Source organism: Sphingopyxis lindanitolerans (genome assembly GCF_002993885.1).
In the GTDB taxonomy this organism is placed as follows: domain Bacteria; phylum Pseudomonadota; class Alphaproteobacteria; order Sphingomonadales; family Sphingomonadaceae; genus Sphingopyxis; species Sphingopyxis lindanitolerans.
The window spans coordinates 32,265-58,089 of record NZ_PHFW01000004.1 but is presented as its reverse complement, the minus strand read 5'-3'; the positions used below and the strand labels follow the sequence as shown (position 1 = coordinate 58,089).

Below are 25,825 nucleotides of genomic sequence, written 5' to 3'. Positions count from 1 at the left end.
ATTCGGATTATGTCGGGTCGGCGAATCCGGCCGTTACTGTCCGCTCCTCAATATTGGTCCAGGTCGCGGCCATGGGCGACTTCGCCGTGGAAATGCCGGGATATTCCCGCGGCATAGGATTCGACATCGGTTTCCCCGTCATTGCCAGGCGCGAAATGCGTGAGGATGACCTTCTTGACGCCCGCGGCGGCGGCGATTTCGCCGATCTGCTCCCCGGTCAGGTGGTCTTCGCGCATATGTTCCATCAGCGGCGGAATCTGATCGGCGGAGAAGCCCGGATAGCTTCGCAGCAATTTTTCCATGCGGGCAATGTCGATCACCTCGCAGACAAGATAATCGGCATCCTTCGCCAGGATCTTCAGGCGTTCGGACGGTCCGGTGTCGCCGCTGAAGACATAGACCTTGCCTCCCGCCTCCACGCGATAGGCATAGGAACGGGACGACCGCGCCTCGATCGATCCGGCCGGATAATGATAGTGATCGACGCCGATGGCGAACACCCGCACCCGATCGTCCTTGTAGACCAGCCGCGGTTCATTGAGGTCAAGCGGCAGGTCATGGCCGACCGCCGATCCGGCGAGGGGCGGCTTGACCGGGCCGCCGACCGTCACCGGGGCCAGCTCCACCGGCCGAAAGGCGGCGAGCGTCCCGGCGACGAGCTGCGCCGATCCCGGCGGTCCGTATATCTCCAGCGGAGGCGCGTTGGCGAGAAGCCAGCGGTCGATCATCAGCACGGGAACATCGGCGACGTGATCGATATGATGGTGGGTTAGGAACAGGGCCTTGACCGACCCCAGCCCCAGCTTGCTGGCCGCCATCTGCCTCAAAAGGCCGTCGCCCGCATCGATGAGATAGGTTTGCCCGCCGACGACGATCGCATTGGCGGGCTGGGAGCGTTCCAGCCGCGCTATCGGCCCGCCGGCCGTGCCCAGCAGGATGAGGCGCGGCGGCTGCGCAGGCGGCGTTTCCGCCCGCGCAGCCACGGTTCCGGCTAGTGCGAATATCAATATTGGGAGCAGATGCTTCATCGGGACGACCCCTGTTCGACTATTGGCGCTTTTGCGGCCGGGCCGCTGCCTTGGGCGGACCGGCAGGATCAAGCCGGAAGAGGCTGGATTCCGGTCAGCGAATGGCCCGGCCCCAATGGTTCGGCCGGGCCGACGGGCACGATGCCCGTGGGATTAACGCTGGTGTGGCTGCGGTAATAATGCGCCTTGGCATGGCGCAGATCGATGGTCGGCGCCACGCGCTCATGGGACGCCAGCTTCCAGGTCAGCCGCGAAAGATTGGGATAGTCGGCGATGCGGCGCAGATTGCATTTGAAATGCCCGTGGTAGATCGCATCGAAGCGGACCAGCGTGGTGAACAGGCGGATGTCCGCTTCCGTCAGCCTGTCTCCGACAAGCCATTCCCTGCCCGTCAGATGCTCCTCCAGCCAGTCGAGCGTTTCGAACAGCGGATGGACCGCCTCCTCATAGGCTTCCTGCGTCGTCGCGAAACCCGAACGGTACACGCCGTTGTTGAGCGTTTCGTAGACGCGCGCGTTGATCGCGTCGATTTCGGCGCGCAATTCCTGCGGATAATAATCGCCGGGAAGCGCCCCCACATGATCGAACGCCGAGTTCAGGATCCGGATGATCTCCGACGATTCATTGTTGACGATCCTCTTCTCGAACTTGTCCCACAGGATCGGGATGGTCACGCGGCCGGTATAGGTCGGATCGCCCGCCAGATAGACCTGATAGAGATATTGCGCGCCGTTGACGCTGTCCGGCACGACGCCCTCGCCCGGCAGGAACGTCCAGCCCTTCTCGCCCATGAACGCATTGACCATGGAGACGGAGATCAACCCCTCCAGCCCCTTGAGCGCGCGCATGATGAGGACGCGGTGCGCCCAGGGACAGGCGAAGCCGGCATAGATATGATAGCGGCCCGGCTCGGCCTGGAAACGGCCGTCCAGCCCGTCGCGATATTGCGATTCCTTGCGCACGAATCTGCCGCCGCTCGATTTCGTGTCATACCAGGCGTCGCGCCAGACGCCGTCAACCAACAGGCCCATATATCGGTATCTCCATCTTCGGCCCGGCCGATCCGCTTCGCATGATGCCGGGCAGGTTCGCGCATGATCGGCGAGAGACGGCGCTCATCCCGCGCATCCGGGATGCTGCGCCGGCGCGTCATGGGATCGAAATCCGTCAGAACGAGGAAGGACGACAGGGCCACAGGATTCCGGCAGGACGGACGATGAGGCCATTCTCTCTCTCTCCACGCGCATATTATGCGGAACCACAAAGGATGTGGCGCCCCCGCTTTCAAGCGCGGATTATGAAAACCCCTTATCCATTTTCTGGATGTAGACAGGCCGCGGCATTGCGGCGCCGCCCGAACGCATGCGCGGTGGCCATGTCGGCCCGATCGGTCGGGAATGCCTCAGGCCGCTTGGGCAGTGCGATCGCAGGCGATGCCGCCAAGCTCGATCAACGTCCGGGCTTCGCGCAGGATATTGTTCCACAATTCGTCGCCCAGCGCATTTTTCAGCTCATCCTGGGCCTTGCGCCATTTGGGGATCGACACCTCCAGCGCCTCATGCCCGCGCTCCGTCAAGCGCACCAGCCGCTGGCGCCTGTCCTTGCCCTCCCCGATCTCCAGGAATCCGTCCCGCACCAGCACATCGACGTTGCGCGTCGTCGTGGTGCGATCGGTCTCCATATGCTGGGCAAGCGTCTGCATGGTCGCGTTGCGCAGATAATAGACGCGCATGAGCAGCGACATCTGCACCGGATTGACCGGCGATCCCGCCATGCTGTCGACATAATGCTTCATGACGGCGCGATTGGCCGCCCGCAGACCTTCCGCGAGGCAGATGTGGGGCGTGTTCCTGACTTCCTCCAGGAAGGCGATGGGTCGTAGCGCGCTCATTGTGTGAGCATACACTTATGGCGCACGCCTGTCGACCCCCCAGGCGCATTGCCGCGCCGGGGAAGCCGGCCGTACGGTGCCGGCCGGGGGTCGCAATAGGGATTCCGCCGGCGTTTTCCCCCGGATGGAGCGCCTGCGCGCCGGTTCAGCGTCCTTTCGCGACGAGGATAAGGCTGTCCGCCCCGGCATGGCGATGGGCCGCGATCTCGCGATAGCTTTCGCTGTCGGCGAACGCGTTGAAGGCGTCCAGATCGGCGAATTCCAGGATCACGATCTTCTCATAAGACCATTGGCCTTCCTGGACGACCGGATTGTCGTCGGCGGCGACGAGCCGGCCATCATATTGCTGGAGCACCGCGCCGAAGCGCTCCCGATATTTCTCATATCTCTCGCCGTCGTTGATCTTGACCTGAGCCACTGTGTAGACCGCCATTCCTGCATCCTTCCCGAATTCTCTGACGTCTCTTCAAGGGGGCCGCCTTCCGCGGGCGAAGGCGGCCCGGTCCGACCTTCGTTCAGGCCGCTGCGTTCAGCGTTTCCAGCGTCGGATAATCGGTATAGCCCTTGGCATCGCCGCCGTAGAAGGTCGGACGGTCCCAGGGGTTGAGCGGAGCGCCCAGGCGGATTCGTTCGACCAGGTCGGGATTGGCGATGAACGGACGCCCAAAGGCGATCGCGTCCGCCAGCCCCTTGCCCACTTCCTCCTGGGCGGAAGCCCCCTCATAACCGCCGGCGGCGATCAGGACGCCGGGCCAGGAGTCGCGGAAGAGTTCAGCGGCGGAGGGCGCGCTATCATTGAGGACGTCCGCCTTGCCGGTCCCGGCTATCCGCGGTTCGATCAGGTGCAGATAGGCCAGTTGGAAGCCGGAAAGCGCGGCGATCGCATGCCGGTACAGCGGCAGCGGATCGTCCTCGCCGGAATCGTTGGTGGTGCCGAAGGGCGACAGGCGCACGGCGACGCGGTCGGCCCCCGCCTCCTCCACCACGGCGCGCGTGACGTCGAGCAGGAAGCGGGTGCGGTTCGCGATCGATCCGCCGTAAATATCCTGCCGCCTGTTGGAGCGGGACTGGAGGAACTGCTCGATCAGATAGCCGTTCGCGCCATGGATCTCGACCCCGTCGAATCCTGCGGCGAGCGCGTTGCGGGCGCCGGTGCGATAGGCCTCGACGATCGCGGCGATGTCCTCAAGCTCAAGGGCGCGGGGCGTCTGGAACGGCTCCAGCTTCCAGCTCGCGGTGAAATGATCGCCCGCGGCGGCGACGGCGGACGGCGCGACCGGCGTTTCGCCATGGTAGGATGAATGGGAAATGCGCCCCACATGCCAGAGCTGGAGGAAGATGTGGCCACCCGCTTCATGCACCGCGTCGGTGACCCTTTTCCAGCCGGCGATCTGTTCCGCCGTATGGATGCCGGGGGTTTGCGGATAGCCCTGGCCGGTCGGCATCACCTGGGATGCTTCCGCGACGATGAGGCCGCCCGGCGTCGCCCGCTGGCGATAATATTCGACGGCGATGTCGCGCGGCACCATGCCCGGACCGGCGCGCATCCGCGTCAGCGGAGCCATCACCACGCGGTGGGACAGTTCGAGCCGACCGATCCTGAGCGGCTGGAACAAGGCGGATTGGGTCATTGGCAACTCCTGGCAATGCTGGCTGAGGAAAGGGGGCGAGGGTCGCGGGACTTCATCCCTGTCGTTCGGCTCTCTCCGCAAGGGAGCCGGGCGCGGACGATCCGAAGGGGCCGGGCCATGGCTGACGTGCTTGTCCGCGCAAATCGATCATCCGACACCCTACTCCAGGACGGCATGGCCGCTTCTTTCGACCAGGCGCGCCCGGCGCCTCGTTACGGTTTAATTTTGCAACCATGCGGATAGTGCCGCCTATGGTTTAAAATTGCAACCATAATATTTTCAAGGATGACGACTGCCGCCGCCGGCTCCCGACGGCATGGGAATGGCGCGGGCAGGCCGGCGCCCCCGCCTTATAGCTCGTCCTGTCCAGGCCGAACCGCAGCGCTGCGCGGGCGGCTATCGGTCCTCGACGGACCCGGCGGAAAGGGAATGCGACGGATCAGAGGTCGGTGGCGGGGACGGGCGCGTCCTGGGGCGGGAACGCCCTGAAGAACATGCTGACCAGATCGGGAATCAACCCCTCCATATCCGCCTGGCAGGGCGGTTCTTCGGCGTGCAGCATCCGAAGGGTGGAGGCCCCGGTCAGCAGCGCGGCCAGCATCAGCACATGCCGCGATCCGGCCGCGCCGGCGTCCAGTTGCCGCCGCGCCACGGCCTGGTCCAGCGACTGGCGGAAAATGCCCAATATCCGGATGCTGGGGTCCAGCGCGTCGGGCGCGGGAATATAGCCGGGGATCGGCCGGCCGATGAGCAGCTGGGCCATTTCCGGGTTCACCGTCGCCCATCGGTCCACGGCCAGCATCGCGTCCCTTATCGCCGCCATGCCTGGTTCGGCGCTCGCGACGGCATTTTCGACTTCATGCAGGACATCGTTTTCGGCGCGGCGGTAGAGCGCGTCATAGACCGCCATCAAGGACGGGAAATATTTGTACAGCGCGGTCGGCTGCACGCCCAGAAGCCGCGCCACCGTCGTGAGATTCAGTCCGGCGACGCCTTGCTGCCTTATGACCTCGATCGACAGATCGAGAATCTCGTTCATCGTTTCCTGCCGGCGACGCTCCCGCAACGGGATGACAGGGGACTCGCTCATGGGGAAGGCTCTTATCTGGGTCATCTCCTCTCCCGACATTTTCTTTTGGCGCTCGGCCTTATGGCGCTTGGGCCCTGTTCCGGCATTCGGCGGCGCTGGGGCGTTTGCTGTCCTCCAAGCGCGTTCGATCTGTTGCCGACCATCGGCCAAGCGTGGATTCAACCGCATATCAGATCGCCATGGCCCTGTCGATGTCGCGGCGCGCCGACCGGCAAATTGGCTTCGGCGTCCAGCGAACATCCATGGCGAAAGTTACAGGTCATAACCAAAGACAGGGCGTATCACGCCGGGCATATGCGCCAACTTTGCAAATCCTCCGGAACTGAAGAGACAATAGGTGATAATTATTATTCTTTATTTTAAAATTTGAAGATTTAGCTTGTTCATTGTCGATTCTATTCGGCCATAAATAACAAAAAACAAGGCGTGGATGATGCAAGTAAAAACCTTGCCGGAGAGGTGCGTTTCGTCGGGCCAATGCGTGATGCTGGCGCCCGGGGTTTTCGATCAGGACGATGATGGCGTCGTCCTCCTGCTGCGCGACACGGTGGACGATGGCGACGAAGCCAGCGTAGCCGCGGTCCGATCCTCCGCCAATGTCTGCCCGGCGGCGGCGATCCGACTTTCGGCGACCCCGAAGGCCTGACCTCCAGGTCCGCTTTCCGCTTCCAGGAGGAGTGTCGAAGACATGCACGCCAGCGCCGCGATCCTGCGCCATGCGCAAGCCCCTTTCGCCATCGAGCCATTGGACCTGCCCGAACCCGGCGGGAACGAGATCCTCGTCCGCGTCGCCGGTGTCGGCATGTGCCACACCGACCTGGTGGTCAGGCATATCCCCGCCGAATGGGCGCCCCTGCCCGCCGTGCTGGGCCATGAAGGATCCGGCATCGTCGAGGCGGTCGGCCCCTCCGTCACGCGCTTCGCCGTCGGGGACCATGTGGTCCTGACCTATGATTCATGCGGCTGGTGCGACAATTGCCATGGCGGCACGCCATCCTTCTGCTCCGAATTCAGCGAGCGGAACGAACTGGGGCTGCGGCCCGGATCGCATCGGTCGGGCCGGGATTCGGACGGGGTCGAATTGCAGACGCGCTGGTTCGGCCAGTCGTCCTTCGCCACCCATTCGCTGGCGACCGAGCGCAATGCGGTCAAGGTGTCGCCGGACCTGCCCATAGAATTGCTGGGGCCGCTGGGCTGCGGCATCCAGACCGGGGCGGGCGCTGTCCTCAACGCCCTGCAGGTCCGTTTCGACAGCAGCGTCGTCATATTCGGGACAGGCGCGGTCGGCATGGCGGCGATCATGGCGGCGCGCATCGCCGGGGCGCGGAAGGTGATCGCGGTCGACCTGCACGAAAACCGCCTGCAACTCGCGCAGGAACTGGGGGCGACGCATCGCATCTCCGGCCGCGATCCCGAACTGGTCGAGCAGATCATGTCCATCACCGGGGGCGGCGCGACCCATGCGCTGGACACGACCGCCGCGCCCGCCGTCATCGCCGGCGCCCTGGCGGCCCTGCGCGCGCGGGGGAAGCTGGGGCTGGTGGGCGGCGGCGGCGCGCCGCTGGACCTGCCGCAGGAGGCGCTGATGAAGGGGCAGCAAATTTCCTTCATCATCGAGGGCAATTCGGTGCCCCAATTGCTGATCCCGCAACTGATCGAACTCTGGTCGGAGGGGCTTTTTCCCTTCGACCGGCTGATCGCCCGATATCCGCTGGAGAAGATCAACGATGCCGAGCGCGACCTTGCATCCGGTTCGGTCATCAAGCCGGTCCTGCTGCCGGGCCGATGACGCGACGAACCGCTGACACCCACTACGAAGAAGGCACGAGCCAGTGACGACAGAGACCCAAATCCAGGAAAAGCCCGTTCCCGAAACCACCTTCCCCTGGGAGCGCGGCACTTATGATCCGCCGCCGGCCTATGCCTGGCTGCGCGAGCACGAGCCGGTCCGGCGCGTCGTCCTGCACGACGGCACGCCGGCCTGGCTCGTCACCCGCTATAACGACGTCCGGAGCATCCTGGCCGATCCCAGGGTCAGTTCGAACCAGAATCTGCCCGGCTTCCCCCAGATCGAACTGTTGCCGCGCCCCAGCGAGGAGGAAAGCACCTTCCTCAACATGGACGCGCCGCGCCACACGCTGTTCCGGCGGCTCATCTCCAAGCATTTCATCGTGAAGAAGCTGGAGGTCATGCGGCCGCGCATCCAGGCGCTGGTCGACGAGCATATCGACCATATCATCGATCGTTCGGAGCCGTTCGATTTCGTGGAGGAGATCGCCCTGCCCGTCCCCTCCACGGTGATCGCCTGGCTGCTGGGCGTGCCGCCGTCGGACCATCCCTTCTTCAACCGGGAGACGGAGGCGCTGCTGGCCGCCAGCCTGGGGACGGAGGAAGCCATAGAGCGCGCCACGGAGGCCTATGCGAACATCAACGACTATGTCGACCGGCTGATCGCCGAGCGGGAGAAGCTGGACGATCCGGGCGACGACATATTGGGCGACCTGGTGCGCGCCAGCCGGGAGGGCCAGATCGAGCGGCGGGACGTGCTGAACACCGCATGGCTGCTGCTGGTCGCGGGTCATGACACGACCGCGAACATGATCGGCCTGGGCATGCTGACGCTGCTGGAGCATCCGGATCAACTGGCGCAGCTTCAGGCGGAACCGGCCCTGATCCCGGACGCCATAGAGGAACTGCTGCGCTATCTGACGGTCGTGCACCTCATCATCCTGCGCATCGCGACGGAGGATATAGAGATTGGCGGGGTGACGATCCCTGCGGGCGAAGGGATCATCCCGCTCAACTTCGCGGCGAACCGCGACGACGGGCATTTCCCGGATGCGGCGAAGTTCGACATACGCCGCCGCCCGCGCGACCATGTCGCCTTCGGCTATGGCGTGCACCAGTGCATCGGTCAGGCGCTGGCCCGCATCGAATTGCAGATCGTGTTCGAAACGCTGCTGCGGCGCATTCCGAACGTGCGGCTGGCGACCGATCCGGCCGACATCCAGTTCAAGAGCCATGCGAGCATCAACGGCATCGCCCGGCTGCCGGTGGCGCTCTAGGACCGATGGGAGGACCGACCATGGAAGAGGCGACCACCCTCGTCACGCCGCAGATGGAGGCGTCGAAAGGCGTCTGGCATTCGTTCGAGACCAGCTTTCCGATCACGGCCACCGACATACGCCGCTGGGCGATAGCGACCTATTGGGGGCAGATGCCGCCGCGTCTCTTCTGGGACGAGGAATATGCCCGGACGACCCGCTGGGGCGGGATCGTCGCGCCGGAGGATTTCAACCCCTTCGCCTGGCAGTTGCCCCGCGAACTGACCGAGGAGGAATTGCGGCTTCAGGGCGCGATCCCCGGCCAGGAAACGAAGAAGGGCGACAATATCCTGAACGGCGGCCAGGTCGACAGGTTCGGGGCGCGCATGCGGCCGGGCGACGTCATCTCCAGCCGTTCCCGCCTGACCCATTGGGAGGAGCGGGAGGGCCGCAACGGCCTGACGCTCTACACCTATAACGAGACCGAATGGACGAACCAGCGCGGCGAATGGGTGAAGTCCCGCGTCATGACCCTCATTCATTATTAGGAGCTTCGCCTTGTCCATTTTCTTCGAAGACATCGCCGTGGGCGACCAGATTCCGGCCTTCACCCGCAAGACGACCATGATGGAATGGAGCCGCTTCGCCGCGGTGAACGAGGAGTTCGTCTATGTCCATATGGACGATGAGGCGGGACAGGCGGCGGGACAGCCGGGCGCGTTCGGCATGGGCAATCTGCGCTGGGCCTATATGCTGAACGCCCTGCGCGACTGGGCGGGCGACGAGAGCGAGATCAGGGAACTGGCCATGCAGTTCCGCGCCATCAACCAGAAGAACGACATATTGTCGACCAGGGCGGTGGTCGTGGAAAAGTCCGTCGCGGATGACGGCGCGGCCCTCATCCACCTTCAGATCGACGTGGAAAATCAGGACGGCAAGGGCACTTCGCCGGGGCGCGCCATCGTGGCGGTTCCGTCCCGCGCCTGACCATGGCCGCAAGAACGATAATTTTTCGGGAGCTTTGACGACCAATGGATGCTCTTGGCGATATTCGGGTGATCGAACTCGCGACCGGCGTCGCCGGCCCCATAGTCGGCATGTTCTGCGCCGACTTCGGCGCCGACGTGGTGAAGGTCGAGACGCCGGACGGCGACCCGGAACGCGGCCGTCCCGGCTTTCCGATGTGGAATCGCGGCAAGCGCAGCGTGGTGATCGATCCCGGATCGGCCGAGGGGCGCGCACGGCTGCGGAACCGGATCGGCGGGGCCGACATGCTGATCACCAGGGACGGCGAGGAACTGGCGGCCTTCGGGCTGGACGGCGACGAACTGCTGGCCAGCCATCCCCGGCTGATCCTGCTGGAGATGCCCGTCTATCTGCCCGGCCATGTCCCCTGGGCGGGCGGGGTCGAATCCGCCGCGCTGCTGGGGGCCTATGGCGGCCAGTTCGCCCGCCAGTCCTCCGTATCGGGGGAGCCGGTCGAGTCCGTCTATCAGACTTTGCTCTATGCGCATGGCCTGTGGGCGTCGGTCTGCGCGGTGGCGGCCTTGATCGAGCGCGAGGGTTCGGGTTTCGGGCAGCGCGTCACCGTGTCCGGCATCAACGCGCTTCAGCAGCTTACCATGATATCGCTGGTGGTCGATCCCAACGCGCCGGACCCCAGCACCGCCGTGGGGGGCGCGGGCCGCCATCCGACCTATTCCCGGATGATCGCGGGCGACGGCAAATGGTTCACCAGCGGCGCGCTCGGTCCCCGGTTCGAGGCGATGTTCATGGAGGTGATCGGGCTAGGTTCGATTGTCGAGGATGAGCGGCTGGGCGGCAGCCTGGCGAACATGGTCGCGCCGGAGAATATCGGCTGGGTGCAGAAGGCGGTCGAGGAAGCGGTGCTGAAGCAGCCCCGCCAATATTGGCTGGACCGCCTCGACGCCGTCGGCATCCCCTCCGGACCGATCGACGGGCGCGAGGGGTGGCTGGACCATCCCCAGGTCGCCGCCATGGGCATGCGGGTGGAGGTTGACGATCCCGACCGTGGTCCTGTCGTCATGCCGGGCGTCCCGATCAACCTGACCGCGACGCCGGGCGCCGTTCGCGGCCCCGCCCCTGCCCTTGGCGAGCATAGCGGCAAGGTCGCGCCATGGCCCGCGCAGCCCCGTCCGGCCGCCGATGCGCGCCCGCTCGTGCGATCCGGCCCGCTGTCGGGCATCAGGGTCGTCAACAGCGGGCCGTTCCTCGCCAGCCCCTATGCCGGATGCCTGCTTTCGGCGCTGGGCGCGGACGTGATCAAGGTGGAACCGCGAGAGGGCGACCCCTTCCGCAAGCCCGCCTATGGCGCGAACCGGGGCATGCGCAGCATCGCCATCGACCTGAAACATCCCGACAGCATCCGGGCCTTCCACAAGATCATCGAGGGCGCGGACGTCTTCATCGACGGCCTGAGGCCCGGCGTGACGAAAAGCCTGGGCATCGACTATGATTCCCTTAAGGCGATCAACCCCGGCATCGTCACCATGTCGCTTTCCGCCTTCGGCCAGACCGGCCCGCTGGGCGGGCGCGGCGGCGTGGACATGGTGTTGCAGGGCATGGCCGGGATGATGGCGGCGGAGGGCGGCGACGGCGAACCCATCGTCAACACCATATCCGTCTGCGACATCAGCACGGCCTCCATGTCCTCGCTCACCATCGCGCTTGCCCTGTTCCACCGGCTGCGCACCGGGGAAGGCCAGCGGACATGGGACACGCTGCTGGGCACCGCAACCTACCTCCAGTCGGCGGAGATCATCCGGTTCGAAGGCCGCCCGCCCGCCATCGTCGGCGGCGTCGACTTCCAGGGGGACGGCGCGTTCGACCGCATGTATCGGGCGGCGGACGGCTGGGTCCGGATCGCCGCGCCCGACGCCCCGGCGAAGATCGCCAGCGCCCTGGAAATTCCTGAGGAAAAGCTGGCGGACAAGGATGGGGCCATTGCCGCCATCGGGGCCGCCATCATCGATCTCAGCCGCGAGGAGGCGACGCGCCGCCTCAACCGGGCGGGCGTGCCGTCGGCATCCGTCAGGAAGGTGACGGAGGTGCTGCGCGATCCCCGGCTGTGCGAGGCTGGCTTCGCCCATGTCTATCCTTCCGACAATGGCGGCTTCATCGCCACGCCGGGCCGCATCGCATCCTTCAGCAGGACCGAATGGCGCGGCGTGCTGAAGCCGCCGGGGATCGGCGAGCACAGCGTCCGGATATTGGAGGATGCGGGGATCGATCCTGCGACCATCGACCAGTTGATCGAACGCCGCGCCGTCGCGGTCGGCGGACCCATGCCGCAGATATTGCCGCACGCCTATCGTTGAGCCCCGGATCGCAAGCATAAGGAAAAAAACAGCCGTGAACGCCATCGCAATGACCATCAACGGTCGATCCGTCGGGACAGGGGCCACCTTCCCGGTGATCGATCCATCGACGGGCGAAGCCTTTGCCGAGGCCCCTGCCGCCAGCCCCGAACAGTTGGAGGAGGCGATGGCGACCGCGCAGGACGCCTTCGCTTCGTGGAGCCGCGACGAGGGGTTGCGCCGCAGGGCGCTGAAGGAGGCCGCCGGGCTGGTGATGGAGATGGCCGCCGATCTGGGACCGACACTGGCCCAGGAACAGGGCAAGCCGCTGGCGGACACCGGCATAGAGTTTGAGGCGTCGGCGGAATGGCTCCGCTATTATGCCGATCTCGAACTGCCGCGGGAGGTGGTGCAGGACGATGCGGCGGCCTATGCGGAAATCGTCCGCAGGCCGCTGGGCGTGGTGGCGGGCATTACGCCGTGGAATTATCCCATCGCCCTCGCCTTCTGGAAGATCGCGCCCGCCCTGCGCGCCGGGAACACGCTGGTGCTGAAGCCATCGCCCTATACGCCGCTTTCGACGCTGGCGGTCGGGCAGGCGCTGCAATCGGTCCTGCCGCCCGGCGTGCTGAACGTCATTTCCGGCCCGGACCCGCTGGGCGCGGCGATGACCGCCCATGCCATACCGCGCAAGCTGACCTTCACCGGGTCGACCGCGACCGGCAGGAAGGTGATGGCGTCGGGGGCCAACGACCTGAAGCGGGTGACGCTGGAACTGGGCGGCAACGATCCGGCGGTGATATTGGACGATGCCGACATATCCGCCATCGCGGACGAGCTGTTCTGGGGCGCCTTCGCCAATAATGGGCAGGTCTGCGTCGCGATCAAGCGCATCTATGTCCATGAAAGCCGCCATGACGAACTGGTCGAGGCGCTGGCGGAGCGCGCCCGTTCCGTGGCGGTCGGCGCCTGGAACGAGGAAGGCGCGCTGCTGGGGCCGCTCTGCAACCGGCCGCAGTTCGAGCGCGTGAAGGAACTGGTCGCGGAAGCCATCGGCATGGGAGCGCGGGTGGCGGCGGGCGGCGCGCCGATGGACCGGCCCGGCTTCTTCTTCCAGCCGACCATCCTCGCCGATCTGGACGAAAGGGCGCGGATCGTGAGCGAGGAGCAGTTCGGCCCGGCGCTGCCGATCCTGTCCTACAGCGATGTCGACGATGCGGTCGCCCGCGCCAATGCGGGTCCGTTCGGCCTGACCGCGTCGGTCTGGTCGTCCGACCCGATCCGCGCCGCCAATGTCGGGCTGGGGATCGAGGCGGGGCAGGTGCAGGTCAACGGCCATGCCATGGGCCTGCAACCCCATCTGCCCTTCGGCGGGCTGAAGTCGAGCGGCATCGGCGTCGAAAACGGACCATGGGGCCTGCACGGCTTCACCGACATCCAGCTTCTCTACGCGCCCCCCAGGCGGGCGGCGGCCTGAGGAAAGCGGAACAACGAAACCACAAGCAACAAGTCGAGGATATGTCATGGGTGCATTGGAAGGACGGGTCGCCATCATCACCGGGGCCGGGCGCGGCATCGGGGCGGCGATAGCGCGGCGCTACGCGGCGGAGGGCGCGAAGGTCGTCATCAACGACCTGGGCGGCGACACGACGGGCGAAGGCAGCGACCTGGGACCGGCCGCCGCCGTCGCCAGCGACATCATCGCCGCCGGGGGGCAGGCCATTGCCGACGGCGGCGACATCGCCGACGTCGCGACCGGCGAACGGCTGGTCGGCCTGGCCATAGAGAAGTTCGGCGGGCTGGACATCGTCGTCAATGTGGCGGGCATATTGCGCGACCGGATGATCTTCAACCTGGACGAGAAGGATTGGGATGCGGTCATCCGCGTCCACCTGAAGGGGCATTATTCGACCATCAAGCCCGCCGCCGCCTATTGGCGTTCGCTGCGCAATCCGCAGGGCGATTTCCGGATCGTCAACTTCACCTCCGCTTCGGGCCTGCACGGGTCGCCCGGCCAGCCCAATTACGCCGCCGCCAAGATGGGCGTCGTCGGCCTGACCATGTCGCTGGCGAACGGCCTTGCCCGTTACGGCGTCACGGTCAACGCCATCGCGCCGGGCGCGACGACGCGGCTCACCGAAACCGCGCCCGAAGACAAGAATGTGGACGGCCCGGCGCGGGCGGACGACCCCTATACGCCCGACCGCGTCGCGCCCATCGCGGTGTTCCTGGGTTCGAAGCAATCGGGCTGGATGTCCGGGCGGACCATCGGCGCGGCGGGGGGCGAGCTGATGCTCTACAATGTGCCGGAGATGATCAAGACCCTGAACGGCATGGCCGATCTGGATGCAGCGACCTTCGCCGCCACGGTGGAAAGGGAGTTCCGCCCGCTCGCGGACGGGCTGGCGCCCAGCATCTATTTCGATTCGCAGATGTGAACCGGGCCATGACTGACGGAGATTCATGATGTCGATCGGGCCCATTCCCGAACCTACCCCGGAAACCGCGCCCTTCTGGCAGGGCGCGGCCGAAGGAGAGTTGCGCATCCAGCGCTGCGTCCGTTGCGAAAGCTTCTATTTCTATCCGCGTCCCTTCTGCCCGAAATGCAATTCGGACGAGGTCGAATGGAAGCCGGTGTCGGGGCGGGCGCGGCTGGCCTCCTACATCATCAACTATCGCCCTTCGCCGGAATTCGAGAGCAAGGACCCGCAGATCATCGCGCTGGTGACGCTGGAGGAAGGCCCGCGCCTCTGCACCAATATCGTCGGGGTCGAACCGGAACCGGACAATCTGCCGCTGGGGATGGAATTGCAGGTCGCGTTCGAACCGCGCGGCGACCAGTTCCTGCCCGTCTTCAAGCCCGTCAGGATATGAGCATGCCCCTATCTTCCCCCAATGGCGGCAATATCGCCATCGTCGGCGCGTCGGAGACGGAACGCGTCGGCGTCGTTCCCGATATGTCGATGATCCAGTTGCATGCCGACGCCGCCCGGCGGGCGCTGAAGGATGCCGGGCTGACGCCCGCCGACGTGGACGGCATCGCCACGGCGGAGACGCAGGTCATCGAAGTCGCCGCCATGCTGGGCATCCGCCCGCGCTGGATGGACGGCACGACCATCGGCGGATGCAGCTTCATGGCCCATGTCCGCCACGCCGCCGCCGCGATCGCCACGGGTCAGGCGAGCGTCGTGCTGATCACCCATGGCGAATCCGGCCGGTCGTGGGTGGGCATGCCCAACTATTCGATGAACCCCAGGGGGCCGGACGGGCAGTTCGAGCAGCCCTATGGCGCCATCGCCCCCTATTCCCTGTTCACCCTGCCCGCGCTGGCCTTCCTGGAGGCGCGGGGCATGGGGCAGCGCGACCTGGCCGAAGTGGTGGTGGCGCAGCGCGAATGGGCGATCCCCAACGAACGCGCCCAGCGCCGGACGCCGGTGACGGTCGAGGATGTTCTGGCAGGACCGCGCGTGGCCTATCCCTTCACCCGCGACATGTGCTGCGTCGTGACCGACGGCGGCGGTGCGCTCGTCCTCGTCAGCGCGGAGCGGGCGCGCGACCTGCCGAGCGCGAAGCGCGCCGTCTATCTGATGGGGTCCGGGGAATCCTGCGAGAGCGTGCTGGTGTCGCAGATGGACGACCTCACCTCCTTCGGCTCCTTCCGCAGGGCCAGCGCGGAGGCGTTCGAAACGGCCGGCGTCACCCATGCCGACATCGACCATGCCATGTTCTACGACGCGTTCGCGCACCTGCCGCTCTACATGCTGGAGGATACGGGCTTCGTCGGTTTCGGCGAATCCGGCGCCTTCCATGCCGAAGGGCACACGCGGCCGGGCGGCCGCCTGCCGATCAACACAAATGGCGGCGGTATGTCCTACACCCATTCCGGCATGTACGGGATGTACGCCATCCAGGAAGCCGTGCGCCAGTTGCGCGGCGAAGCCGTGGTGCAGGTGCCCGACATGAAACTCAGCTTCGTCCAGGGGGTCGGCGGGCTTTTCTGGTCGGCGGCCTCCCTGATCCTGTCCAACCAGGCGCCCTAGGGAGGCAATGACGGTTTCGATCCATCAAAAGCGCTGCCAAGAAGGAGGCAAACTCCTCGATGGCCAATCAAGGAGAGAGAAAATGAACGGATTGGGGTATCAGCTATTATGTGGCGTCTGCGCCTTCGCATTTGCGCAACCCGCCCTGGCGCAGGATAGCGGTCCGGATCAGGCCGCGGCGGAAAGAAGCGCGTCGGGATCGGTCAGCACCAGCGACATCGTCGTGACCGCGCTCCGCCGGTCCGAAAGGTTGCAGGACGTGCCCGTGTCGGTGACGGCGCTGGGCAGCGCGGCGCTGTCGCAGCAGCGGCTTCAGCAGGTCAGCGATCTCGCCGGGTCGGTTCCCAATCTTCAGGCGTCGACCGTCGCCGGGGACGGGCTGCCGATCTTCTCGCTGCGCGGCGTTTCCATGTCGGACTTCAGCTTCAACCAGCAGGGTCCGGTCGCGACCTATTTCGACGAAGTCTACAAGGGCAGCTTTCCCCTGCTGGGACTGGGCATGTTCGATCTGGAACGGGTCGAAGTGCTGCGGGGACCGCAGGGAACCCTATATGGAAAGAATACGACCGGCGGCGCCATCAATTTCATCAGCAAGAGACCGGGGCATGATTCCGAAGCCTATCTGAAACTGGGCTACGGCAATTACAACCGATACGACGCCGACGGAGCGGTGCAGGCGGGCCTGGGCGACACGCTGGCGGCGCGCATCGCCTTCACATTCTCCCGCGCCGACGGCTGGTTCAAGAATCTGATGCCGGGCAGGCCCGACGGCAGCGCCGTGCGCCAATATGGCATCCGGGCGTCCCTGCTGTTCGAACCGAACGACAAGCTGGACTTCATCCTGCGGCTGACGACCAGCCTGCAAAATCCGATCGAATATGGCGTCCTGGGCGAGCCGGTCGGGTCTCTGGGCATAGGGAACGGGGTCTATGAGATGTTCGGCGCGTCGAGCTATTTCAGGACCGGGCTTGGACGGCGGGAGATGGAGGCGGACAATATCGGCCGCCATCGCCACCGCACCTATGGCGCGTCCCTGACCGGAAACTGGCATGTCGCGGACGCACTGACCGTCACGTCGGTGACGTCCTACGACTATGGGCGCCTGCGCGTCATCGACGAGGCGGACGGCACGCCGCTGCGGGTGCTGGAGGCCGACCTGAAAGGACGGGGCAAGCAGTTGTCGCAGGATCTTCGCCTGTCTTCGGACTTCGACGGACCGTTCAACTTCATCTTCGGCGCCTATTATAATATCGAGAAATTGTGGAACGAGACGTCGGCGGGATTCTACAGCGACATCGACGTGAACGGAGACGGCGCGCTCACCTGGGAAGATTGCGTCGACAGCGGCTTCGCGGTCTCCTGCATCTACCGCAACAATTATAAGCAGGTCAGGAAAAGCGCCGCCGTCTATACCGACATGAATTACAAGCTGTCGGACCGGCTCATCCTGCGCGGCGGCATCCGCTATACGCAGGATCGGGGCAAGGTCGTCGGCTACCGCGCCCAGATAGAGGGGCCGGACGGCGTTCCCATCGTCAACACCATCCCAGGCGACGATCCGTTCGATTTCGATGCGTCGACCAGCGCCCGTTTCAAGAAAGGCACGGTCACCGGCAAGGTCGGCGTCGATTTCAAGACCGCCGACAACGACCTGATCTACGCCAGCTTCAGTCGCGGCTATCGCGCCAACGCCTTCAACGCGCAGGCCTATTTTTCCCCGGCCGAATTGAACGTGGCGGAACCGGAAACCGTCAACGCCTATGAACTGGGTTTCAAGAGCCAGTTCCTGGACCGCGCCGTGACCTTCAACGGGGCGGCATTCTATTATGATTATCGCGACCAGCAGGCGATCAGCGTCAATTCGGTCACCCATATCCAGACGCTGATCAATATTCCCAAGTCCCGCATCCTGGGCGCGGAATTCGAACTGACGGTGCGCCCGGTCCAGGCGCTTCGGATCAATGTCGGGGTCGGCATATTGGACACGAAGATCAAGGAAGGATCGCTCAACGGCACGTCCCTGCGGGGGAACCAGTTGCCCAACGCGCCGAAGCTCAGCGCATCGGCGGGTTTCGATTGGGATATAGTGGAGACCGGCGGCGGAAAGCTGAGCTGGGGCGTGAACGGCAGTTTCACGTCCAAGCAATATTTCGACCTGTTCAACACGGAACGCACCGCGCAGAAGGGATATGCGCTGGTCAACAGCCAGCTCAGCTATCGATTTGCCGACGATCGCTACGGCGTCAGCCTGTGGGGCAAAAATATCTTCAACAAATATTATGCGCGTTATTCGCTGGACCTGTCCGGCAACGGGTTCGATTACACCCATCTCGCCGACCCGCGCACCTACGGGATCAGCTTCGACGCGAAATTCTAAAGCAGATTCGGATCCGACTGCTCTACCTTTTATCCCTTCCTGCGCAGGCAGGCGCCCAGTTCGGACGGCGAACCGGGGTTCCTGCCAGCGGCCCAATTCGGAAGCGTGCCGCGTCCATCAGGCGCGGCACGCTCCCTTTGCCGGACGAGATGGGCAGAACGTCCGGCAATGGCATCCCCACATCCCTGCCGATCCCTTTTGCAGGCGGCGCCGCCCGCCGGGAAAATGCTTCACGGGCGGGAAACGGACGGCAGCAGCGTATATTTGGTGGTCAGATATTCATCGATCCCTTCAGCGCCGCCCTCGCGCCCCAGGCCCGACATCTTCACCCCGCCAAAGGGTGCGGCGGCATTGGAAAGGACGCCGACATTCCATCCCATCATGCCGGTCTGGAGTTCATTGATCAGCCGCTGCCCCCGCTCGATGCTGGCGGTGAAGGCATAGCCGACCAGGCCATATTCGGTGTCGTTCGCAATGGCGATGGCTTCGTCGTCCGTGTCGAAAGTGACGATCGGCAGGACGGGGCCGAAAATCTCCTCCCGCAGGATTCGGCTGTCCCTTGCGACATCGGTGAGCACCGTGGGTTCGAAGAAGGTGCCCGCGCCGCCCCGCCGCTTGCCGCCCGTGACGAGGGTCGCGCCGCGGGACAGGGCATCCTGGACCAGCTCGTCCACCCCCGCGACCGCCGCCTCGTCGATCAGAGGGCCGATCGCGACGTCCGGATCGAAGCCTGAGCCGAGCTTGAACTGCGCCACCTTCTCCGCCACCCGCCGGCTGAATTCCTGGGCCACGCTTGCATGAACGATGAACCTGTTGGCCGCCGTGCAGGCCTGGCCGATATTCCTGAACTTCGCGACGAGCGCGCCTTCCACGGCGCGGGAGAGATCGGCATCGTCGAAGACCAGGAAGGGCGCGTTTCCGCCCAGTTCCATGGAGGATCGCAGGATGTTGGCGGAGGCCTTCTCCAGCAGCACCCGCCCCACTTGCGTCGACCCGGTGAAGCTGATCTTGCGCAAGCGGCTGTCCGCGATGATCGGTCCGGTGGCGCCGCCCGAATTCGTCGTGGGAATGACGTTGACGACGCCCGCCGGCAGGCCCGCCTCTTCAAGCAATTTCACGAGATACAGGGTGGTGAGCGGCGTCAGCGCGGCGGGCTTGATCACGACGGTGCATCCGGCGGCCAGCGCGGGCGCGATCTTGCGCGTCGCCATGGCGAGGGGAAAGTTCCAGGGCGTGATGAGCAGCGCCGGGCCAAGCGCATGGCGCGAGACGATCATGTCCCCGGTGCCCTCCGGCAACGAGCCGAAGCGTCCGGATATGCGAACCGCCTCCTCGCCGAACCAGCGGAGGAATTCCGCGCCATAGCTCACCTCGGCATGGGATTCCCGCAGCGGCTTTCCCATTTCGAGCGTGATGATGCGGGCGATCCGTTCCCTGTCGCGCATGACGAGGTCGAACGTCCGGCGCAGCAACTCGGCGCGCTCGCGCGGCGGCGTGCGCGACCATGACGGGAAGGCGCGGTCGGCGGCGTCGAGCGCATCCATGGCGTCCGACGGCGTCGCATTCGCCAGCCGGGCGACGACATCCCCGGTCGCCGGATCGTGGACGCTAAATTGCTGCCCGTCGGCCGCCGAGCGCCAGGCGCCGTCGATGAAAAGTCCCGTGGGGACGGACGAAACCGTGTCGGTCGCCTCCGTCAGAGCCTGCTGCTGCATGGTCGCGGCCGTCATGCGCTTTCTCCCTCCCGCTCCAGCACGGGGCCAAGGCCCATAGCCTGGCGAAGGAAGCGCGCCGCATGGTCCAGTTCGCCCCGCGCCGGAGCGATGACCCCGCCCAGCGTCAGGAAGCCGTGCATCTGGTCAGGCAGGTGTCGGTGCTCGCTGCCCCGCACCTCGCGCTTCAGCCGCCCGGCCAGCGCGATGGTGTCGTCGCGCAAGGGATCGTGGCCGACCGACAGGATGAGCGTGGGCGGCAGGGCGCCGAAATCCGGATGGCGCGCCGGCGATGCGCGCCAGTCGCCCGCCAGCGCCACATCGTCCAGATAAAGGTCGCGGAACCAGCGAAGCGTCGAGGATGTGAGCGGATAGCCGCTGCTGAATTCGTCCATCGACGCGGTTCTGCGGCCCATGTCGCCGGCGGGGTAGAAGAGGGCCAGCGCGGATGGCGTCGCTTCGTCCCTCAGCGCGAGCGCCGCGACCAATGCCAGCGTCGCGCCCGCGCTGTCGCCCGCAACCGCCAGCCCCGCCGTTTCGATGCCCAGCCCGGCCACCGCCTCAGGCACATGGCGCAGCGCGGCGACGGCGTCCTCCACCGCCGCAGGAAAGGGATGTTCGGGCGCCAGCCGGTAATCGACCGCGACCAGGATCGCGCCCGCCTGCCTGGCCAGCAGCCGGCAGGTGGAATCATGGGTGTCCAAATCCCCCATGACCCAGCCGCCGCCATGCAGGTAGACGATCAGCGGGCGCGGCCCGATCGCCGCCTCCGGCTCGTATATCCGCGTCCGCAGCGGATTGCCGCCCGCCCCGATCGTCAGATCCCTGGCGCGGACATCGCGTTCCGGTTCGAAGCCTGCGCGCAGCGACGTGGCGCGATAGCCTTCCCGCGCCTGTTGCGCCGTGCCCTGTTCGAGCGGAGGCAGGGCCGCCGCGCGATATTGATCGACGACGCCCTGCGCCCCCGGTTCCAGGGGGACGCGAAGTTCGATTGCCTCTGTCATTGTCCAACCACTTTCTGCACGACGCCGCCATCGACCAGGAATTCGGCGCCGGTGACATAGGATGCTTCATCCGAAGCGAGGAACGCGACGACCTGGGCCACTTCGTCCATGCCCCCCGGCCGTCCCAGCGGGATAAGCGACGTGTCGACCTTCAATCCCGCGGTCATGGGCGTGCTGATCATGCCGGGCAGCACCGCGTTCACCCGGACGCCCGCCGCCGCGAAGTCGAGGGCGGCCGCCTTGGTGAGGCCGATGACCCCGAATTTGGAGGCGACATAGCCGTAACGTTCGCGATTGCCCCTGACGCCGTTGATCGAGGAGATGTTGATCACCGATCCGCCGCCGGCCGCCGCCATGCGCGGAATGCAGGCGCGCATGCCGTAGAAGACGCCGCCCAGATTGACGGCGATCTGCCTTTCCCATTGGTCGTCGGACGTGGTTTCCAGCGCGCCGCCCCCGCCCACGCCCGCATTGTTCACCAATATGTCGATCCTGCCGAACCGTTCGACGCATCGGTCCGCCGCCGCCCCCCAGCTTTCGCCGCAGGACACGTCCAGGCGGAGATAGTCGGCGGCATCGGCGCCCATCTCCCCGGCCAGCAGCCGGCCCTCCTCGTCGATCACGTCGGTGACCAGAACCCTGGCGCCCTCGGCGACGAAGCGGCGGACATAGGCCGCGCCCAGGCCACGGGCGGCGCCCGTGATCAGGGCGGTCTTCCCCGTCAGGCGGCTCATTCCGCCGCCTGCGTCGTCAGCTCGCCCAAGGGGGTGAAGCGATAATCGCCCTCGGCCGGCCCGCGCGTCATGTTCCAGAACTCCAGCAGTTCGAACGGCCAGACGGCGGAAACGCGGCCGGTCTTGTTCCTGTACCAGCTCGTGACGCCTTCCGCGCCCCATGCCCGCGCGCGGTTGGCGCGGTCGATCTTCCCCACGAAGGCATCGGTCGCGGCGTCGGTGGGTTCCATGTCCTTCAGCCGCTTCACGACCAGGGTGCGGATGCACTCCAATATATATTCGATGCTGCATTCGACGATGAAGATCGCGCTGCCGTTCGCCGCCACGGCCGAATTGGGACCGCCGCAGATGAAGAAATTGGGGAAGCCCGGCACCGTCATGGTGGCATAGGCCCGCGGATCGCCGTCCCAATATTCGTGCACCTCCACGCCGTCGCGCCCGCGCACCTCCATGTCGGCCAGGAACTCGTCCGCGCGGAAGCCGGTGGCATAGGCGATGACGTCCACCTCATGCAGCACGCCGTCCGCCGTGACGACGCCTTCGGGCACGATCCGCTCTATTCCTTCGGTCACCAGGTCGACATGCGGCTTGCGCAGCGTGGCCGACCATTGGCCATTGTCGCGCAACAGGCGCTTGGCCCCCGCCGGATAGGTGGGAATGACCTTGTCGATCAGGTCCGGCCTGTCGGCGAGCTGGCGGCGGAATTCGGCCTCCAGTTCCTGGCGGAAGGCATGGTTGATGGCGCCGATGGAACCCTCTTCGCTCCAGCCTTCATCGGCGGTGACGGTGGGCATCCGGCCTTCCGTCGCGAGCCAGAACTGCCAGAAGCGATACCAGCGCGCATAGCCCGGAATGTGCCGGAACAGCCACATCAGTTCCGGGCTGATGTCGTCCAGATAGTCGGCCGTGGGCAACAGCCAGGGCGCGCTGCGCTGGAACACCTCCAGCTTGCCGACCTCGTCGGCGATCGCCGGCGCGATCTGATAGGCGCTGGCGCCGGTCCCGATGATCGCCACCCGCTTGCCCTTCAGGCTTACGTCATGGTTCCAACGGGCGGAATGCATGCTTGCGCCCGCGAAGCTGTCCATGCCCTCGATATTGGGCAGCTTGGGCGAGTTGAGCTGGCCGGTGCCGCTGATGACGACATTGGCGCGGTGGACCCTGACCTCCCCGTCGGTGACGGCCGTCACCTCCCACTCGCCCGCTTCCTCGTCATAGATCACCGATCGGACGAGGGTATTGAAAACGATGCGGTCGCGCACGCCATAGTCATGCGCCACTTTCAGGACATAGTCCTGGATCTCCGACTGGCGCGAGAATTTCTGCGGCCAGTCGGTCTTCTGCGCGAAGCTGAAGCTATAGGCATAGTTCGACGTGTCGAGACGGCAGCCCGGATAGGTGTTTTCCCACCATGTCCCGCCGATCTCTGGATTCTTTTCCAGCACGACATGCTCCACCCCGGCCTGCTTGAGGCGATAGGCGGCGACGACGCCGGTGATGCCCGCGCCGATGATCAGCACCTTGAACGGCCGGTCGGGATCGAGTTCGGACAGGGTCCACCGGGGCGCGCCCACGTCATGGTCGGCCACCTCATGGATCAGAAGATCCCGGTAATCGTCGAAATCGCGGGTGATGAGGAAGCTGACGATCGCCCGCAGCTCCGCATCGTCGGTGTGGCCGGGCGTCTGGATCTCGCCGTCGCGATACCGCCTGATCGCGTCGAAGGCGAGCCGCCTCGCTTCCTTCTGCTGTGCTTCGTCAAGGCCGCCCTGCGGCATCGGGATGAAGGATTTGCGCGTATGCGGCGGCTTGAGCGATGGGGGAACCAGCGACGTGTCGCCCGTCAGCTTCGCCAGCGCGGCCAGCAGGGCGGGCAGTTCCGCCTTCTCCAATATACGCTCCAGTTCGGCATCGTCGATGTCGATCGGAAGATAGGTGTCGAACGCATCTGCATGGTCGATGGGGTTGGCGGACATGGTCTTTCCTCTCTGGCCGCGAACCTGCGGCATATGCGTGGCGGCGCGTGAACCGGGCCGTGAACTAGGCATCGAACATGATGACCTGGCGAAGCTGGTCGCCCGATGCCAGGGCGTCGAAGGCGGCGTTGATGTCCTCCAGCCCGATGCGGCGCGAAATCAGCCGCTCGACCGGCAGCCGGCCTTCGCGCCACAGCCTTTCCAGGAACGGAATGTCGCGCCGGGGAACCGACGAACCAAGATAGCTGCCGACGATGCGGCGCGCCTCGGCGGTCACCTGCAAGGGCGATATCTGCGCCATGGCGCCGGGCGCGGGCAGGCCGACCGTCACGGTCGTGCCGCCGGGCGCGGTGATGGCGAAGGCGGTTTCGAACGCCTTGGGATGGCCGGCGCATTCCATGACGATGTCGGCCCTGATCCCCCGGTCGACGGCGTCCTGCGGCGACAGCGCCTCGTCGGCGCCCAGCGAACGGGCTAGGGCGAGCTTGTCCGGAAGCGCGTCGATCGCGACGATCCGGCGCGGACGCAGCGCCTTCGCGGTGATGAGCGCGGCCATGCCGACGCCGCCCAGGCCGATGACCGCCACCACGTCCGCCTCGGTAGGCCGCGCCTCGTTGAGGAGCGCGCCGCCGCCGGTGAGCACGGCGCAGCCCAGCAGCGCCGCCACGTCCGGCGGAACGTCGTCGCCCACCGGGACGGCGGAACTGCGATGCGCGACCAGGTGATCCGCGAAGGCGGAGACCCCCAGATGGTGGAGGACGGGGTGGCCGCATTCGCTGAGGTGCACGGCGCCGTCGAGCAGCGTCCCCGCCCCGTTGGCGGCGGTGCCGCGGGTGCAGGGAATGCGCCCTTCGGTCCGGCATGCGTCGCAGGCGCCGCAGCGGGGCATGAAGGTGAGGACGACGCGCTGTCCCAGGGCGAGGTCGTCGACATCCGGTCCCAGGGCGACGACGCGCCCGCTGGATTCATGCCCCAGCAGCATGGGCAGCGGGCGCCTGCGGTTTCCGTTGATGACGGACAGGTCCGAATGGCAGAGGCTGGCCGCCTCGACCTTGACCAATATCTCGCCGGGGCCGGGCGGCGTCAGGTCCAGCGTGCCGATCCGGATCGGCCGGCTGTCGGCATAGGGCCGCGGCGCGTCCGACGTTTCCAGGATCGCGCCCCGGATCGTCATCGACCCGTCGCTCCGTCCATCCATGGCGGGGGATGCTGCGCTCATGCGATCAGACCCCGGCCATGGAGCCGCCGTCCACGACAAGGGCGGTTCCGGTGATCCAGGACGCGTCGTCGGACGCCAGGAAACTGACCGCGCCGGCAATGTCCTCCGGCGTGCCCAGCCGACCGAGCGGATGACGCCGGGCGAGATCCTCCCGCGTGAACGCCTCGCCATGATGCGCCAGCACCGCATCCACCATCGGCGTGTCGATCACGCCCGGGCAGATGCAGTTCACCCGGACTCCCGATGCCGCGAAATCGAGCGCCATGCACTTCGTCATTCCGACGACCGCGCTCTTGGAACTGTTGTAGGCGACCGCGCCCGGCGTGCCCTTCAGCCCCGCGACGGAGGCGATGTTGATGATCGATCCCCTGGTCTGCCGAAGGTGGGGCACGCAATGCCGGGCGATCAGATAGGCGCTGGTCGTGTTCACTTCCAGCACCCGCGTCCACCGCGCTTCGTCGATGTCGAGCACGGTGCCGCCCGCCCACATGCCCGCCGCATGCACGACCACGTCCAGCCGCCCGGTCCATCCGACGATGGAGGCGACGGCGAATTCGATCGAGGCGGCGTCGCCGACGTCCAGCGTGGCCGCCCGCGCCCTGCCCTGTCCGCCAATCGCCTCGGCGACCTGGCCGGCGGCCCGCGCATCGATGTCGGTGACGAGGACGGACGCGCCCTGCTCCGCGAAGCGCCTGGCAATGGCTTTTCCGACGCCCCCCGCGGCGCCGGTTACGAGAACGGATTTATCCTGCATCGAACCCT

23 protein-coding genes are annotated in these 25,825 nt (G+C 65.9%); 11 read left to right on the top strand and 12 right to left on the bottom strand.

Annotation, left to right across the window (positions count from 1 at the left end; all coding sequences use genetic code 11):
• Window positions 1–47: 47 nt before the first annotated feature.
• From CVO77_RS19940 to CVO77_RS19915, 6 genes are all read right to left on the bottom strand, one after another.
• The gene (locus CVO77_RS19940) at window positions 48–983 is read right to left on the bottom strand and encodes an MBL fold metallo-hydrolase (protein WP_242446213.1); all 936 of its coding nucleotides are present in this window, start codon (window positions 981–983) and stop codon (window positions 48–50) included.
• Between the two features lie 113 nt (window positions 984–1,096).
• Complete coding sequence (locus tag CVO77_RS19935; protein WP_007687840.1) at window positions 1,097–2,059, bottom strand: glutathione S-transferase family protein; 963 nt, start codon at window positions 2,057–2,059, stop codon at window positions 1,097–1,099.
• Between the two features lie 371 nt (window positions 2,060–2,430).
• Window positions 2,431–2,823 carry a MarR family winged helix-turn-helix transcriptional regulator gene (locus tag CVO77_RS19930; protein WP_013054042.1) on the bottom strand — a complete coding sequence of 131 codons (393 nt, stop codon included), beginning with the start codon at window positions 2,821–2,823 and terminating at the stop codon, window positions 2,431–2,433.
• A gap of 241 nt (window positions 2,824–3,064) precedes the next feature.
• Window positions 3,065–3,352: a DUF1330 domain-containing protein gene (locus CVO77_RS19925; protein WP_007687835.1), complete on the bottom strand. Its 288-nt coding sequence runs from the start codon at window positions 3,350–3,352 to the stop codon at window positions 3,065–3,067.
• Window positions 3,353–3,434: 82 nt separating this feature from the next.
• A complete protein-coding gene (locus CVO77_RS19920) occupies window positions 3,435–4,550 on the bottom strand; it encodes an alkene reductase (protein WP_007687833.1) in 1,116 nt (371 codons plus the stop codon).
• Between the two features lie 439 nt (window positions 4,551–4,989).
• Window positions 4,990–5,664, bottom strand: a complete 675-nt coding sequence (locus CVO77_RS19915; protein ID WP_242446212.1) for a TetR/AcrR family transcriptional regulator — start codon at window positions 5,662–5,664, stop codon at window positions 4,990–4,992.
• Between the two features lie 409 nt (window positions 5,665–6,073).
• Here CVO77_RS19915 and CVO77_RS19910 point away from each other — a divergent pair, with 409 nt between their 5' ends.
• The 11 genes from CVO77_RS19910 to CVO77_RS19860 all read left to right on the top strand — a co-directional run bounded on the left by CVO77_RS19910 (window position 6,074) and on the right by CVO77_RS19860 (window position 18,418).
• Window positions 6,074–6,286 carry a ferredoxin gene (locus CVO77_RS19910; RefSeq protein ID WP_025160874.1) on the top strand — a complete coding sequence of 71 codons (213 nt, stop codon included), beginning with the start codon at window positions 6,074–6,076 and terminating at the stop codon, window positions 6,284–6,286.
• Between the two features lie 42 nt (window positions 6,287–6,328).
• Window positions 6,329–7,429 (top strand): NAD(P)-dependent alcohol dehydrogenase, encoded by a 1,101-nt coding sequence (locus CVO77_RS19905; RefSeq protein WP_007687828.1) that lies wholly within the window; start codon window positions 6,329–6,331, stop codon window positions 7,427–7,429.
• Between the two features lie 43 nt (window positions 7,430–7,472).
• A complete protein-coding gene (locus CVO77_RS19900; RefSeq protein WP_007687826.1) occupies window positions 7,473–8,705 on the top strand; it encodes a cytochrome P450 in 1,233 nt (410 codons plus the stop codon).
• A 20-nt stretch (window positions 8,706–8,725) separates the two neighbouring features.
• On the top strand, window positions 8,726–9,232 hold the full coding sequence (locus CVO77_RS19895) for an FAS1-like dehydratase domain-containing protein (protein ID WP_007687824.1): 507 nt from the start codon (window positions 8,726–8,728) through the stop codon (window positions 9,230–9,232).
• A gap of 10 nt (window positions 9,233–9,242) precedes the next feature.
• On the top strand, window positions 9,243–9,671 hold the full coding sequence (locus tag CVO77_RS19890; RefSeq protein WP_007687822.1) for a MaoC/PaaZ C-terminal domain-containing protein: 429 nt from the start codon (window positions 9,243–9,245) through the stop codon (window positions 9,669–9,671).
• 44 nt (window positions 9,672–9,715) lie between these two features.
• Window positions 9,716–12,022, top strand: a complete 2,307-nt coding sequence (locus CVO77_RS19885; protein ID WP_106000984.1) for a CaiB/BaiF CoA-transferase family protein — start codon at window positions 9,716–9,718, stop codon at window positions 12,020–12,022.
• A 34-nt stretch (window positions 12,023–12,056) separates the two neighbouring features.
• A complete protein-coding gene (locus CVO77_RS19880) occupies window positions 12,057–13,478 on the top strand; it encodes an aldehyde dehydrogenase family protein (RefSeq protein ID WP_007687818.1) in 1,422 nt (473 codons plus the stop codon).
• Window positions 13,479–13,524: 46 nt separating this feature from the next.
• A complete protein-coding gene (locus CVO77_RS19875; RefSeq protein WP_007687816.1) occupies window positions 13,525–14,439 on the top strand; it encodes an SDR family NAD(P)-dependent oxidoreductase in 915 nt (304 codons plus the stop codon).
• A gap of 25 nt (window positions 14,440–14,464) precedes the next feature.
• Window positions 14,465–14,875, top strand: coding sequence for a Zn-ribbon domain-containing OB-fold protein (locus CVO77_RS19870; RefSeq protein ID WP_015449277.1), 411 nt, complete (start codon window positions 14,465–14,467; stop codon window positions 14,873–14,875).
• Between the two features lie 2 nt (window positions 14,876–14,877).
• The gene (locus CVO77_RS19865; RefSeq protein ID WP_007687812.1) at window positions 14,878–16,041 is read left to right on the top strand and encodes a thiolase C-terminal domain-containing protein; all 1,164 of its coding nucleotides are present in this window, start codon (window positions 14,878–14,880) and stop codon (window positions 16,039–16,041) included.
• Between the two features lie 82 nt (window positions 16,042–16,123).
• Window positions 16,124–18,418 carry a TonB-dependent receptor gene (locus tag CVO77_RS19860; protein ID WP_007682306.1) on the top strand — a complete coding sequence of 765 codons (2,295 nt, stop codon included), beginning with the start codon at window positions 16,124–16,126 and terminating at the stop codon, window positions 18,416–18,418.
• A gap of 230 nt (window positions 18,419–18,648) precedes the next feature.
• Here the strand turns inward: CVO77_RS19860 and CVO77_RS19855 are convergent, their stop codons facing one another.
• The 6 genes from CVO77_RS19855 to CVO77_RS19830 form a co-directional block, all read right to left on the bottom strand.
• The gene (locus tag CVO77_RS19855; protein WP_015449278.1) at window positions 18,649–20,148 is read right to left on the bottom strand and encodes an NAD-dependent succinate-semialdehyde dehydrogenase; all 1,500 of its coding nucleotides are present in this window, start codon (window positions 20,146–20,148) and stop codon (window positions 18,649–18,651) included.
• Window positions 20,145–21,134 (bottom strand): alpha/beta hydrolase, encoded by a 990-nt coding sequence (locus tag CVO77_RS19850; protein ID WP_015449279.1) that lies wholly within the window; start codon window positions 21,132–21,134, stop codon window positions 20,145–20,147. Before CVO77_RS19850 ends, CVO77_RS19855 begins: the two co-directional genes overlap by 4 nt.
• Window positions 21,131–21,868: an SDR family NAD(P)-dependent oxidoreductase gene (locus tag CVO77_RS19845; protein ID WP_015449280.1), complete on the bottom strand. Its 738-nt coding sequence runs from the start codon at window positions 21,866–21,868 to the stop codon at window positions 21,131–21,133. Before CVO77_RS19845 ends, CVO77_RS19850 begins: the two co-directional genes overlap by 4 nt.
• Complete coding sequence (locus tag CVO77_RS19840) at window positions 21,865–23,844, bottom strand: flavin-containing monooxygenase (protein ID WP_015449281.1); 1,980 nt, start codon at window positions 23,842–23,844, stop codon at window positions 21,865–21,867. Before CVO77_RS19840 ends, CVO77_RS19845 begins: the two co-directional genes overlap by 4 nt.
• Before the next feature lie 64 nt (window positions 23,845–23,908).
• Window positions 23,909–25,018: an alcohol dehydrogenase catalytic domain-containing protein gene (locus tag CVO77_RS19835; RefSeq protein ID WP_015449282.1), complete on the bottom strand. Its 1,110-nt coding sequence runs from the start codon at window positions 25,016–25,018 to the stop codon at window positions 23,909–23,911.
• Window positions 25,019–25,067: 49 nt separating this feature from the next.
• A complete protein-coding gene (locus CVO77_RS19830; RefSeq protein ID WP_015449283.1) occupies window positions 25,068–25,817 on the bottom strand; it encodes an SDR family NAD(P)-dependent oxidoreductase in 750 nt (249 codons plus the stop codon).
• Between the last annotated feature and the right edge of the window lie 8 nt (window positions 25,818–25,825).